12 protein-coding genes are annotated in these 13207 nt (G+C 29.8%); 6 read left to right on the top strand and 6 right to left on the bottom strand.

The features are described from left to right. Positions 1-6: 6 nt before the first annotated feature. Positions 7-1362 (bottom strand): 23S rRNA (uracil(1939)-C(5))-methyltransferase RlmD, encoded by a 1356-nt coding sequence (gene rlmD, locus HMPREF3186_RS04535; RefSeq protein ID WP_060914124.1) that lies wholly within the window; start codon positions 1360-1362, stop codon positions 7-9. A gap of 71 nt (positions 1363-1433) precedes the next feature. Continuing rightward, positions 1434-1589 carry an SE1561 family protein gene (locus HMPREF3186_RS09160; RefSeq protein ID WP_003144715.1) on the bottom strand — a complete coding sequence of 52 codons (156 nt, stop codon included), beginning with the start codon at positions 1587-1589 and terminating at the stop codon, positions 1434-1436. Between the two features lie 242 nt (positions 1590-1831). On the opposite strand from HMPREF3186_RS09160, the gene cls reads away from it, so the two are divergent. Together cls and HMPREF3186_RS04520 are read left to right on the top strand one after the other, a co-directional pair. After that, positions 1832-3349 (top strand): cardiolipin synthase, encoded by a 1518-nt coding sequence (cls, locus tag HMPREF3186_RS04525; RefSeq protein WP_060914123.1) that lies wholly within the window; start codon positions 1832-1834, stop codon positions 3347-3349. 65 nt (positions 3350-3414) lie between these two features. Continuing rightward, a complete protein-coding gene (locus HMPREF3186_RS04520; RefSeq protein WP_060914122.1) occupies positions 3415-4353 on the top strand; it encodes a foldase protein PrsA in 939 nt (312 codons plus the stop codon). Between the two features lie 120 nt (positions 4354-4473). Here HMPREF3186_RS04520 and pflA read toward each other — a convergent pair whose 3' ends face one another. The 4 genes from pflA to HMPREF3186_RS04500 form a co-directional block, all read right to left on the bottom strand. Next, a complete protein-coding gene (pflA, locus tag HMPREF3186_RS04515; RefSeq protein ID WP_060914121.1) occupies positions 4474-5271 on the bottom strand; it encodes a pyruvate formate-lyase-activating protein in 798 nt (265 codons plus the stop codon). A 118-nt stretch (positions 5272-5389) separates the two neighbouring features. After that, the gene (gene pflB, locus HMPREF3186_RS04510; RefSeq protein WP_060914120.1) at positions 5390-7630 is read right to left on the bottom strand and encodes a formate C-acetyltransferase; all 2241 of its coding nucleotides are present in this window, start codon (positions 7628-7630) and stop codon (positions 5390-5392) included. A 410-nt stretch (positions 7631-8040) separates the two neighbouring features. Further along, positions 8041-8511, bottom strand: coding sequence for a peptide-methionine (R)-S-oxide reductase MsrB (gene msrB, locus HMPREF3186_RS04505; protein WP_060914119.1), 471 nt, complete (start codon positions 8509-8511; stop codon positions 8041-8043). A 1-nt stretch (position 8512) separates the two neighbouring features. Then, positions 8513-9367, bottom strand: a complete 855-nt coding sequence (locus HMPREF3186_RS04500; protein ID WP_060914118.1) for a patatin-like phospholipase family protein — start codon at positions 9365-9367, stop codon at positions 8513-8515. 125 nt (positions 9368-9492) lie between these two features. On the opposite strand from HMPREF3186_RS04500, the gene HMPREF3186_RS04495 reads away from it, so the two are divergent. The 4 genes from HMPREF3186_RS04495 (at position 9493) to HMPREF3186_RS04480 (ending at position 13204) form a co-directional block, all read left to right on the top strand. Further along, complete coding sequence (locus HMPREF3186_RS04495; RefSeq protein ID WP_060914117.1) at positions 9493-10092, top strand: NAD-dependent epimerase/dehydratase family protein; 600 nt, start codon at positions 9493-9495, stop codon at positions 10090-10092. A gap of 301 nt (positions 10093-10393) precedes the next feature. Continuing rightward, entirely contained in the window at positions 10394-11293 is a 900-nt protein-coding gene (locus tag HMPREF3186_RS04490; protein ID WP_060914116.1) for an ABC transporter ATP-binding protein, read from the top strand. Beyond that, a complete protein-coding gene (locus tag HMPREF3186_RS04485) occupies positions 11293-12033 on the top strand; it encodes an ABC transporter permease (RefSeq protein ID WP_060914115.1) in 741 nt (246 codons plus the stop codon). The genes HMPREF3186_RS04490 and HMPREF3186_RS04485 overlap by 1 nt, the downstream gene beginning before the upstream one ends. A gap of 82 nt (positions 12034-12115) precedes the next feature. Then, positions 12116-13204, top strand: a complete 1089-nt coding sequence (locus HMPREF3186_RS04480) for a sensor histidine kinase (protein WP_060914114.1) — start codon at positions 12116-12118, stop codon at positions 13202-13204. Positions 13205-13207 lie beyond the last annotated feature (3 nt).

Below are 13207 nucleotides of genomic sequence, written 5' to 3'. Positions count from 1 at the left end.
TAGAAATTATTTTCTAACTAATTCTACTACTGCTTCAACCGCTGCTGTTCCTGGGAACATGTCTACTGGTTGAATACGTCTAATTTTATATTTTCTTGTTAAAACTTTTAAGTCACGTGCTAATGTAGATGGATTACAACTTACATAGACAATCTTCTTAGCATCAACAGCTAATAAGTTCTTAGCTAGCGGTCCAAGACCTACACGTGGTGGGTCTACTATTGCAACATCGAAGTTGATTCCTTTTTTCTTCCAACGTGGAACTATTTTATTAGCATCTCCTGCAACATAAGTACAGTTTGTTAAGTTGTTTAGTTTCACATTGTCATTAGCATCTTCAATCGCAGCTGGAATAATATCTACACCATATACTTCTTTACAGTTACGGCTAACATATTGTCCAATTGTTCCAACTCCACAAAACGCATCTAATACAACATCTGTTTCTTTCAGTGCAGCGAATTCTACTACTTTATCATAAAGTTTTTTAGTTGCCGGCGGATTTAATTGGAAGAAAGATTTAGCTGAAAGTTCATATTTTATATCCCCTATTTTTTCAATAATATAGTCTGAACCATATAATGTAACACTTTCTGTTCCCATTACCAGGTGATCTTTATCATTAGTGATATTTAGTATGATACTTTTAACAATTCTTTCACGTTTAAGTTCATTAACGACCTTATCCATATTTTTAATCTTATCAGTATTCGCTACAAATGTTACTTGAACATCTCCATTATAGAATGAAGTTCTTGTAGCAATATATTTAACACCGTAATTCTTTTTGTTTGTAGAAATCTCTACTTTATATTTTCCTAGTAATTTCTTAGCTAAGTTTGTTATTTTATTACCATTCTCATGTAATGCTAAATCTTCATTAATTTCAACTAAATCATTAGAACCTTCTTTATATAGACCAGCAATAACTCGTCCATTTCTAACAGCTAGTGGAAATTGGTTTTTATTACGATACCCCTCTGTTACGGGACTCGCTAATGTTTTTAAAACTAATTTATCAGGTTTTGGTAGTCTATAATACTTATCAAATGCATCTAATAAAATTGTGCGTTTATATTCTAATTGTTTTTCATAGCTAACATGAGCTAAACCGTATGCTCCACTTTCAGCATACTCTCGTTTAATTTCAACTCTGTGTGGACTTGGTTCTTTTACTTTAACAAGTTTCCCAATAATGTATTTTGGCGTTTCCTCAACTATTTCACAAACAATCACCTCATCAGGTAAAGCACCTTTTACAAAAGTAATTTTCTTTTTATAATATCCTATCCCCTCACCATTAATACCAATTTTTTTTATTGTAAGTAAGACGTTTAATCTTTTTTTGTTTTTATTTTTCATCGTGTCCTCATTCATAAAGATAAGCTGAGTAAAAGCAAAACACTCCCACTTCAGCTTATCCAATTCTACTATTATTTTATAGTTTTAATTTCGTTATCTAATTCTTCTACTAATGCAATTAATCTGTCAATTTGAGTTAAATCAACTTTTTCAGGTTCAATATTTTCTAACTCGCTTGCAAAATCTTCAAATTTTGTTTTTAATTCTTCTAAAATATTATTAGGCATAACATTCTCCTTTTTTGTTCTCTATTCCATTATAATATAAATTCATAAAAATTCAACTCATAACACAAAAATTAATAAATTATTTTATGCGTTTAGAGTTTAATATATGACCAAAAATAATCTATTTTTTATTTTAGTGCTAATTTAATTCTAAACGTTTCAGAAAGTCTACCAATTATGTAAATATTATTAATAGACATTTATTATGTTTTAAGGTACTATTAAGTTAGGAGTGTTATATTATGAATCATATAAATTTACAATTATCAAATATTAATATTTCTAGTATTTTTTATTATATAACGTCTATTTTTAATGATATAAATTTTGATATTGTGCTAACAATTTTCTTAATTATTAATACTTTATTGGCATTCTCAATAGTATTTTTAGAATATCAGACAACAACATCATCTTGGGCTTGGATTTTAGTATTATTTTTAATACCCTATCTAGGTTTTATTTTATACTTAATATTCGGTAGACCTATATATAGAGAGAAAATCTTCCCTTGTTCAGACGATGAAAAAGTAAGATATCAACAAAACTTATTAAAAAGAACTGTCCCTTATGAAATTACAATAAATGAACATGTAATTCATAAACATAGGAATTTAATCGAACTAAATTTTGAAACTGATAAATCGTTCTTGTCTAAAAACAATAAAATAAAAATTATTACAGATGGAAAAGAAAAATTTAGATTACTTTTTGAGGACATAAGAAATGCCAAAAGTTATATACATATACAGTATTATATTTTAAAGAAGGATGGTATTGGAAAACAGCTTTTCAGTCTCTTAGAACAAAAACTTTTAGAAGGTGTCGATGTATACATTCTTTATGATGATATTGGTTCAAGAAAACTGAGTATTTCTTCATTGAGGCAACTAACTAAAAACAATGCTAAAATAAAAAGATTCTTCAAATCTAAGTTTCCACTTATTAATTTCCGTATGAACTATAGAAACCACCGCAAAATAGTTACAATCGATGGTAATATCGGTTATACGGGTGGATTCAATGTTGGTGATGAATACTTAGGCTTAGATAAGAAATTTGGTTATTGGCGAGATACTCACCTTAGAATCGAAGGAGAAGCGGTAGGTGCTTTAGAATATCGTTTTATAGATGATTGGAATTCACAGACAACTAAAAAAACCGATCAACTTAAATTAACAGCTGAGCACGTTGCTACAGCAGTGGATAACTATCTACCTATTCAGTTAGTTTCTAGTGGTCCTGATAATAAGCTTCAAAAAATTAAATATAGTTATCTATATATGATTTCAAAAGCAAAAAAATATATCTATATCCAATCACCCTACTTCATTCCCGATGAGAGTGTTATGGATGCATTAAAGATGGCAATATTATCTGGAATTGATGTTAGAATTATGGTACCTAATAAACCTGACCACATTTTCGTTTATTGGGCTACATACTCATTTATTGGTGAGCTTGCAGAATTAGGTGCGAAAACTTATATCTACGAAAATGGATTTATTCATACTAAAATGATTATTATCGACGATGAAGTATCTAGTCTAGGTAGTGCAAACTTCGATTATAGAAGTTTCAAACTTAACTTTGAACTAAATGCATTTATGTATGACGATAAAACCACAAAAGAGTTTAGAAACATATTCTTAAATGATATAGAAAAATCTACCCTGATATCATTTTCTAAGTATCAACAAAGAAGTTTACTAATAAAAATTAAAGAAGCGTTCGCAAGACTGATATCACCGATTCTTTAGTTGTTTTATATTAAAAAATATGATATATTAATACATATGTATAATACATAGGAGGACAAATTTTAATGAAAAAGTTTAAAAAAGCTATTTTACCTATAGCATTAAGTATTTCTGTTATAGGTTTAGCAGGGTGCTCTACTGGGGGAACAAAATATATCTCTAGTAAAGCAGGAGACGTAACTGAAAAAGATATCGTAGAAAGCATTGGTGCTAGCCAACTTTCTAAAACAGCTACAAGTATGATGATTCAAAAAGTACTTTTAGACAAATATAAAAATAAAATCGATCAAAAATCAATCGATGAGCAACTTCAAAAAGCTCAAGAACAATACGGTGGTAAAGATAAATTCGAACAACTTTTAAAACAGCAAGGATTTACACTTGATAAATATAAAGATGGATTAAAAGTTAAAGCTGCTCAAACATTATTAATCAACGATTACGCTGGTACAAATGATGATAAACTTAAAGAAAGCTACGAAAAAAATAAACACCAATATCACCTAGCACACATACTTGTAAGTGTTAAAAGTGAATCAAATCCAAACGGATTAAGTGACGAAGAAGCTAAGAAAAAAGCAGAAGACGTTCTTAAAAAACTTAAAGATGGTGGGGATTTCGCAACTCTAGCAAAAGAAAACTCAAATGATACTGCAAATGCTTCAAACGGTGGAGATTTAGGTTGGTCTTCTAAAGAAGATAACTCATTTGTTAAAGAATTTAAAGATGCAGCTTATGCATTAAGTAAAGACAAAACTTCTGATGTTGTAAAAACTTCATTTGGATACCACATCATTAAAGTATTAGATGAAAAAGATTCATCATTCGATGAATTAAAACCAGCATTAGCTGAAAAAGCTGCTGAAGAAGCTGTTAAGAAAGATACTACAATCGTTAGTAAAGCTCTTAAAAAATTATTTGAAGAGTACAATGTAAAATCAAGCAACAGTGATGTTGAAGCATATATTAAATCTATGCTAGAAGGTACTGCTGCAGCTCAATAATAACAGCAATACAAATATGACTATAAGAACTCGTACTTATAGTCATATTTTTTATAAAAAATGAGTAATTCAAAAGTCATTTCTAAACGATACGACTTCTAATTACCCACTTTTAATTATTTAACTTATATCATATCTTGCACCTAAGATTTCGATAGCATTTTTTATACGATCTTTTGTCGGCGGATTAATATCATTCAATTCATATTCTATTCCTAATTCTTTATATTTGAATTTCGCCATATCATGATAAGGTAGGACTTCAACACGCTCTACACCATTTAATGTATCGATATACTCACGAAGTTTTTGTAGATAATAATCATCATCAGTCCATTTCGGTACAAGTACATGTCTTATCCACATTTTTGCACCATTATCACTTAAAAAGTTAGTAAATTGAATAATATTTTTATTTGTTCGTTTTGTTAAACGCAAGTGTTGCTCATCGTCTATATGTTTTATATCGACTAAGAATAAATCAGTTAATGAGATTAATTCTAGTACTTTTTTATTCATACTTGGTGCATTAACATAAAAACCACCACAAGTATCAACGCAAGTATTGATTCCTAATTCCTTTAATTTTCTAAAAAGCTCTAGAATGAAATCAATTTGCAGTAGCGATTCTCCACCACTTACTGTAACTCCTCCACCATCACTTGCTTCAAAAAATTCACGATACTTCACTATTTCTTTCGTTAATTGATCTACTGTCATAACTTTAGCATCTGGATTATGCATTTTCCATGTATCTGGATTATGGCAATATTTGCATCTCAGCATGCAACCTTGAAAGAATACTACATATCTAATCCCTGGTCCATCGACATTACCAAATGATTCAACTGAATGTACATTCGCTGTCAATTCTTTTTTTTCTTCTATAGCTATTCCTTCTACTTTTTCCATTTCCATATGCAATTTCCTCCTTTTGCTATTCTATAGTTATTAATATCGTATTCTGAAAATATAATTATATTAATCTAAAAAGTGGAGGCCTTTCGCCTCCACCTTCTTTTAATTATTTGCTTAATTACATGAATTGGTGCATTGTACGGCTTAATACATCACGTTGTTGCTCTGGAGTTAAGCTGATTAAACGTACTGCGTATCCTGATACACGAATTGTGAAGTTTGGATAATCTTCTGGAGATTCAATAACTTTAAGTAATGTTTCTTTATTGAATACGTTAGTATTTAAGTGATAACCACCTTTTTTGAAGTATCCATCCATCATTGCTGTTAAGTTTTTAATTTGATCTTGTTTAGTTTTACCTAATGAGCTTGGTGTGAATGCAGCAGTTAAGCTGATTCCGTCACGGCTGTATTCATATGGTAATTTAGCTACTGAGCTTAAGCAAGCTAGAGCTCCACTTTGGTCACGTCCGTTCATTGGGTTAGCACCTGGAGAGAATGGTTCTCCTGCACGACGTCCGTCTGGAGTGTTACCAGTTTTCTTACCGTATACTACGTTTGATGTAATAGTTAAGATAGAAGTTGTAGTTTCATCTGCACGGTAAGTTGGGTGTTTTTTAAGTTTAGTCATGAATGTTTTTAGTAATTCAACAGCGATTTCGTCTGCACGGTCATCGTTGTTACCGAATGTTGGGAATTCACCTTCAACTTTGTAGTCTACAGCTAATCCATTTTCATCTTCAATTGGAGTAACTTTAGCGTATTTAATTGCTGATAAACTGTCTACTGCTACTGAGAATCCAGCGATACCTGTAGCCATGAATCTTCTAACTTTAGTATCGTGTAATGCCATTTCTAAGCTTTCGTAAGAGTATTTATCGTGCATGTAGTGAATTACGTTTAATGTATTGATGTATAGTTTACATAACCATTCCATAAACACATCAAATTTAGCCCAAACTTCATCGTAGTTTAATACACCACGTAGAGATTCAGTTTTCGGTCCAACTTGCTGACCAGATAACTCATCACGTCCACCATTGATTGTGTAAAGTAATGCTTTAGCTAAGTTAGCACGAGCTCCGAAGAATTGCATATCTTTACCAGTAGTCATACCAGATACACAACATGCGATAGATTTATCACAAGTTCCTAAGAAGTCTGCAAGTAATTCATCACTTTCATATTGGATAGCACTGTGGTTAATTGAAGATTCAGAGCAGTATTCTTTGAATCCTGTTGGTAATTTAGTTGACCAAAGAATTGTTAAGTTTGGCTCTGGAGAGTTACCCATGTTATCTAATGTATGGATGAAACGGAAGTCAGTTTTAGTTACTAATGATCTTTCAGCATCTAACATTTCCCCTACGATTAATGTTGCCCAGATTGGGTCTCCTGAGAATAATTGGTTGTAGTCTGGAGTACGAGCGAATTTAACGCAACGTAATTTTAATACTAAGTGGTCAATTAATTCTTGAGCTTGAGACTCGTTAATTGTTCCATCTTGTAAATCTCTTTCGATATAGATATCTAAGAAAGTAGCAATGTTACCGATAGACATCGCAGCACCGTTTTGTTGTTTGATAGCTGCTAAGTAACCGAAGTATAACCATTGTACTGCTTCTTTAGCGTTTGTAGCTGGTTCAGAAATATCAAATCCGTAGATTTTAGCCATTTCTTTTAATTCACCTAAAGCACGAATTTGTTCGCTAACTTCTTCACGGTCACGGATAACGTGTTCAGTCATAACTCCGTCAGCACCGATTTTAGCTAAATCATCTTTTTTCCAAGCGATAAGTTGATCTACTCCGTATAAAGCAACACGACGGTAGTCCCCGATAATACGCCCGCGTCCATAAGCATCTGGAAGTCCTGTAATAACACCAGATTTTCTTACTAAACGCATCTCTGGAGTATATGCATCGAATACACCTTGGTTGTGAGTTTTACGATAGTCAGTGAAGATTTTAATAACTTCTTCGTCTACTTCGTATCCATATGCTTTACAGCTGTTAACAGCCATGTTAATACCACCGAATGTCATTAACGCACGTTTAAGTGGTTTATCAGTTTGCAACCCAACAACTTGTTCTAAATCTTTTTCAATATATCCAGGTCCGTGAGAAAGGATAGTTGAAGGAATACTAGTATCCATGTCTAATGTTCCACCAGCTAAACGCTCTTGGCGCATTAAATCATTGAATTTTTCTACTAATTTAGTAGTTGCTTCAGTTGGTCCAGCAAGGAAAGATGAGTCCCCTCTATACTCAGTGTAGTTAGATGTAATAAAGTCTACTAAATCTACCTCTGTTTGCCATTTTCCACCAACGAATGCTTTTTTTTCTGCAACTGTTGTCATATTAAGTCACTCCTTAATTTTTATTTTTTATATTATATAAAATTATTAATTATTTGTTACACTCATAGTTTACAAAGAACTCATAATTAAAACAATAATTTTTACACTCTATTTGTGTATATTTTGTGAACTACAGTATTAGTACAGGTGTTTTCATTCTTGATAATTTATTTAAAAATTTTATGAAAATTAAAATTTTAAAAATGAAAAGTTTACAGTAACAGCAATGAAAACGCAATAATTTAATGTTTCTTGATTCAAGGATATTTTTTATCCATTATATTACTGTTATTTAACTGAGTAAAAATTATGTAGCTGTTATCATTATGAATATATCAAAAAACAGTATTATTTTACGATAAAATAAATAGGTAATCGATATTTTCTATCAATTACCTATTCTAAAAATACTATTTGAATAAACTTAATAAGTCTGCATATCCTTCTTTTTCTAAATCTTCTTTCTTAATAAATCTTATAGATGCACTATTAATACAGTATCTAAGTCCACCCAACTCAGTAGGACCATCAGGAAATACATGGCCTAAGTGTGCGTCTCCTACCCTACTCCTTACTTCTATTCTTTCCACATAATGTGAATTATCTTTGTAATATTTAGTAACTTCCCTTTCTATTGGTTTAGAAAAACTCGGCCATCCACAATGAGATTTGAATTTATCTTTCGAAGAAAATAGTGGTTCACCTGTTGTTATATCTACATATATACCTTCTTCAAAACTATCCCAATACTGTCCAGTATATGGACTCTCTGTTGCACTTTCCATAGTAACTGCATATTCTAAATCAGATAATTCTTTTTTTAATTCATCTTTTGATTTTTTTTCGAATTCTTCTGGATTAATTTTAATTTCTTCACTCATTTTATTGTTCTCCTTTATAATTTATATATTCTTTTAAATTTTCTATAATATGTTTTCCATCTTTTATCCCTAAATTATACATGTGGTTTAGTTTTTCGATATCTTTCTCAAGTCTCTTTACATTAATATCTTCACTTGGCCTTATGACAAATACTTTCCCTTGCCTTTCTAACTCAAGTATCCTTTCAACCGTCTCATTATAATTCTTATATCTATTCTCTAACTTTTCAATTAGATGCGGATACTTCTTGTAAAACAACTTAAATTGTATACTTGTTGATTTTTTCTTTCTATATGTGATAGGTCTTGTTAATATAACAATTATTTTATCGTAATTTTGTTTTTCAAAGAAGTCTATCGGGATACTATTTGCTATTCCTCCATCTAGATACTTTTTTCCACCTACTTCTATTATTTCTGAAATAAATGGTAATGCAGAAGTGGCTCTTAAAGTTTCCATCTGTTTATAAGGGTCAGTTATCTTTATAAACTCCACTTCCCCATTTTCAATATTAGTTACTGTCGCATAAAAACTAGTCTTTGATTCTTTAAACGTTTTATTATCAAATACGTCAAGTTGAAAAGGAACTTTATAGTATGTAAAATCCTTATTAATCAAGTTTCCAGTTTTTATCCAACTTTTTAAACTCATATATCTTTTATCATTTATATAATTAACATTGTAACGAAGTGCTCTTTTAGGTTGCTTAGAAACATAATTCACTCCAAATAGTGTTCCTGCAGAAACTCCAACGATATCTGTAACATCTATATTATTTTCTAAGAACACATCAAGGACACCGGCTGTAAATAGCCCTCTCATTGCTCCACCTTCTAATACTAAACCTACTTTCATTCAATCACACTCCTTTTTAAATTGATATTATTATATCATCTTTTATTCATTAGTTTAAATAAATTTACTTGAGAATCAAGTTATGTTAATATTTAAAACAAATAATTATTCAATAAGAGGTACATATGAACATACTACTAATCGGCGGTAATGGCTTTGTAGGACAAGCATTAATTAAAGAATTCACAGAAAACAAAGTAAAAGTTAGTTACTTATCTAGAACCCAAAATCACTCTATTTCTAAAAATGAAGCAACATGGATACAGGGAGATATTTTTGACCTTGACAATATAATGATTAAAGAAAGCTACGATATTACCATTCATTTAATCGGAACAATTAAAAATAAAAATCTATATTCAAAGCTAAACACAGAAAGTGTAGCACAGACAATTAAATTATGTCAAAAGTACAACATCAATAAACTCGTCTACTTTTCTGCAAACGGTGGCTTCAAACAATATTTTGAAAGCAAACTTGCTGGAGAAATATTAGTAAAAGATTCAAAACTAGATTATCTAATAGTACGTCCAGGTCTTATGTATGGTAAAGATAGACTTACCTCTTATTTCAATATATTACCGATTAAATTTTTTTCAAAATTAGGTATACCATTTTTCAAAAATATTTATCCTCTTCCAGTTGAAAAAGTAGCAAAGTCAGTAGTTAAATTTATTCTCAACAATACTGATTCAACTATTATTGAAATAAAAGACATGAAATAACTATATACACCGACTTAAAGGGAGTGACTCAAAAATCGTGATTTCGAAGAAATCGATTTTGTCGAGTCATCCCCGCACAGTTTATTAGATATCTAAAAAGCTTTTATAAAGCGAATTTAGATATCAATAAACCACTGCGTCTATGAGTTATCATATACACTTTGTTAAAATTTAGGACTTTTGGATCAATCCCTTAAGTCTATTTTTTTATGACATTTGTCATATTACTTTATGACATTACCTACTAAAAGACACTCTCCTACTTTGATATAATTTAATTATCAAAGGAGAGGTGATCTAAATGTCATTAAATAATATTATAAAAGTAAAAAATATAACAAAAACAATTAAAGGGAAAAACATCTTAAATGATATTTCTTTTGAAGTGAATTCTGGTGAATGTATTGCTTTAATCGGACCAAATGGAGCTGGTAAGACTACCCTAATGAACTGTCTATTAGGAAATAAATTTATCAACTCAGGTTCAATAAAAATTAATTCTCTAAATCCAGGCAACCAAAAACTAAAAGAATTTCTTAACATACTTCCTCAGGAAAATGTTGTTCCTGAAAAACTAAAAGTAAAAGAACTACTCGATTTTATACAGAAATTGTATAAGAATCCATTAACAAATGAAGAAATCGATGCACTACTACGATTTGATAATTCTCAAAAAGATAATTTCGCTTCAAAATTATCTGGAGGGCAAAAAAGATTATTATCTTTTATTATTACATTAATAGGCCGACCAAAATTAATTTTCTTAGATGAACCAACAGCTGGAATGGATACATCAACACGTATCAGATTTTGGGAAATTGTGAATAACTTAAAAAATAAAGGTCTAACTATTATTTATTCTTCACATTATATTGAAGAAGTGGAACATACCGCAGATAGAATCTTAGTTCTAAATAAAGGAAAACTAGTTCGCGATACTACTCCACATGCTATGCGTGCTGAAGAAATAGAAAAATACTTCACACTACCTATAAAATATCTAGATTTATTGAAAGATAATGATATTATAAATAATTTAGAAATAAAAACAGATAATATTAATTTCTTAACAAAAAAACCAGATGAAGTATGGTATATCTTACAACAAGCTGGTTGCACATTTAAAGAAATTGAAATTCAAAACAGAACATTATTAGATAGTATTTTTGTAACTACAAAAGATAAACAAGGAGATAAATAATGAAAAATCTTGCTAACTTACTAAAAATAGAATTTATATTCATAAAAAGAAACTTAACTAATTTTATTATGGGATTAGGTTTTCCAGTTATCTTCTTTATACTATTTTCTGGAATGCAGCAATTCGATAATCCCGAAACAAAGGTACGTGTAGTAAAAGATATGCTTATTTCAATGACTGCATTTAGTAGTATAAGCTTCGCTTTATTTTCTCTTCCTATTTCTATAAAAGAAGATGAGAAAAATAACTATCTACACATATTAAATAATTCCCCAGTAAAAATATCTGAATATTACCTTGCTCGTTTTATTCGTCTAATAATTACATTTATTATATCAATAGTTGTTGTGTTCGCTGTTGGTCATATCTTTAGGGGCGTTAATATGACAGCTCGTGAATGGTTTATGTCAGCTGTTCTTATGCTTATCGGTAGTATTACATTTTTAGGTATGGGATTACTTCTATCCCTTATTAAATCAGAAGAAAAACTTTCGTTACTTGCTAATATATTATACCTAGGACTTGCTATGTTAGGAGGACTTTGGTGGCCTGTTTATCTTTTCCCAGAATGGTTACAAAATATATCTAAACTGACACCAACCTACTATCTATTAGAGTTCGTTAATAAATATATTAAAGAAGATATTTTCTCTTATAAAGCTCTAGCTATACTTCTAGCCTACTCAATTGTATGTATAATTGCTACATTGGTAATAAAAAACAGAAGAGAATCAAAATAATAATAATAATAATATAAGAGTGAGGATAAATTATTCACACTCTTATATTATTGTGGTATTATTAAAGAATAAGGAGGCTGAAATGTATAAAAAATTACTAAATTTATTAAAGGGAAATTATGGATTTTATTTATCATTGGTATTTTTTATATTCGCATTTGTATATGTTATCGATGGAAGTTATCCTAAATATATATTACCCTTAACTATTCTCGCCATTGCTTCATATATAGGAATGTTATATACAAAAAATAAAATTCTTGTTTTTACAGAATGGTTTTATTTAATTGCTTATATCAGTTACATGACCATTGTTTTACATCCAACTAATATTCTATTTAGTTTTTATCTGAGTAATTTGCTCGTTTGGCATTTTCAAGATAAATATTTTACTTATAGGACAATTAGTTTTTTCATAACTATAAATTGTCTAACATTGTATATAATTGCTAATCCAAAAATAAATATTGGAGATAGAATAATCCTATTTATTTTTTCTTCTATGTGTGTTATAACTTATTTTTTCCAAAAATATGCTTATGAAAGATCTAAATTAAAGAATGAACGTTTAAAACACAATGAACATATTAATCTGCTTCTTGCTGAGAATGAAAGAAATAGAATCGGACGCGACTTACATGATAGTATCGGCCATACCTTTGTTATGCTAAAATTAAAAGCAGAACTAGCTGAAAAATATTTAGAAAAAAATAATATTGAAGCAGCCAGAAAAGAACTTAAAGAAATCAGTGAAATCAGTAGTTCTTCTATGACAGAAACGCGATCTATAATTAATAAGCTTAAATATAGAAGTATTAATGAAGAATTAAAAGTCATTTCTGATATTATGACAATGGCTGATATTTCATTAGGTATCGAGAATAATATAACTACGCTACCATCTCAGCTTGTTGAATGGACTATTACAATGGTACTAAAAGAATTAACGAATAATGTCATTAAACATAGTAATGCTAATAAATGCAATATTGAAATAAATGAATCTAATAACAACTACACTGTTATTATCTCTGATAACGGTAATGGTTTTGAAAATATTAACGGAACGGAACTTTCATCTATAAGAGAAAGAATTAAACTAGTTAATGGAGTAATAAACATAATATCAAAAAAATCTCCCACAACTATCGAAGTAACAATCAATAAATAACAA

Source organism: Gemella haemolysans, from assembly GCF_001553035.1.
Taxonomy (GTDB): Bacteria; Bacillota; Bacilli; order Staphylococcales; family Gemellaceae; genus Gemella; species Gemella haemolysans_B.
The sequence above is the reverse complement of the archived record's forward strand: the minus strand, read 5'-3'. Positions and strand labels throughout refer to the sequence as shown.

Bases quoted from the DNA above. Each gene is read 5' to 3' on its own strand.
- msrB (WP_060914119.1), bottom strand. From the start codon at position 8,511: ATGAGTGAAGAAATTAAAATTAATCCAGAAGAATTCGAAAAAAAATCA.
- HMPREF3186_RS09160 (WP_003144715.1), bottom strand. From the start codon at position 1,589: ATGCCTAATAATATTTTAGAAGAATTAAAAACAAAATTTGAAGATTTT.
- pflB (WP_060914120.1), bottom strand. From the start codon at position 7,630: ATGACAACAGTTGCAGAAAAAAAAGCATTCGTTGGTGGAAAATGGCAA.
- cls (WP_060914123.1), top strand. From the start codon at position 1,832: ATGAATCATATAAATTTACAATTATCAAATATTAATATTTCTAGTATT.
- pflA (WP_060914121.1), bottom strand. From the start codon at position 5,271: ATGGAAATGGAAAAAGTAGAAGGAATAGCTATAGAAGAAAAAAAAGAA.
- HMPREF3186_RS04520 (WP_060914122.1), top strand. From the start codon at position 3,415: ATGAAAAAGTTTAAAAAAGCTATTTTACCTATAGCATTAAGTATTTCT.
- HMPREF3186_RS04490 (WP_060914116.1), top strand. From the start codon at position 10,394: ATGTCATTAAATAATATTATAAAAGTAAAAAATATAACAAAAACAATT.
- rlmD (WP_060914124.1), bottom strand. From the start codon at position 1,362: ATGAAAAATAAAAACAAAAAAAGATTAAACGTCTTACTTACAATAAAA.
- HMPREF3186_RS04495 (WP_060914117.1), top strand. From the start codon at position 9,493: ATGAACATACTACTAATCGGCGGTAATGGCTTTGTAGGACAAGCATTA.
- HMPREF3186_RS04500 (WP_060914118.1), bottom strand. From the start codon at position 9,367: ATGAAAGTAGGTTTAGTATTAGAAGGTGGAGCAATGAGAGGGCTATTT.
- HMPREF3186_RS04480 (WP_060914114.1), top strand. From the start codon at position 12,116: ATGTATAAAAAATTACTAAATTTATTAAAGGGAAATTATGGATTTTAT.
- HMPREF3186_RS04485 (WP_060914115.1), top strand. From the start codon at position 11,293: ATGAAAAATCTTGCTAACTTACTAAAAATAGAATTTATATTCATAAAA.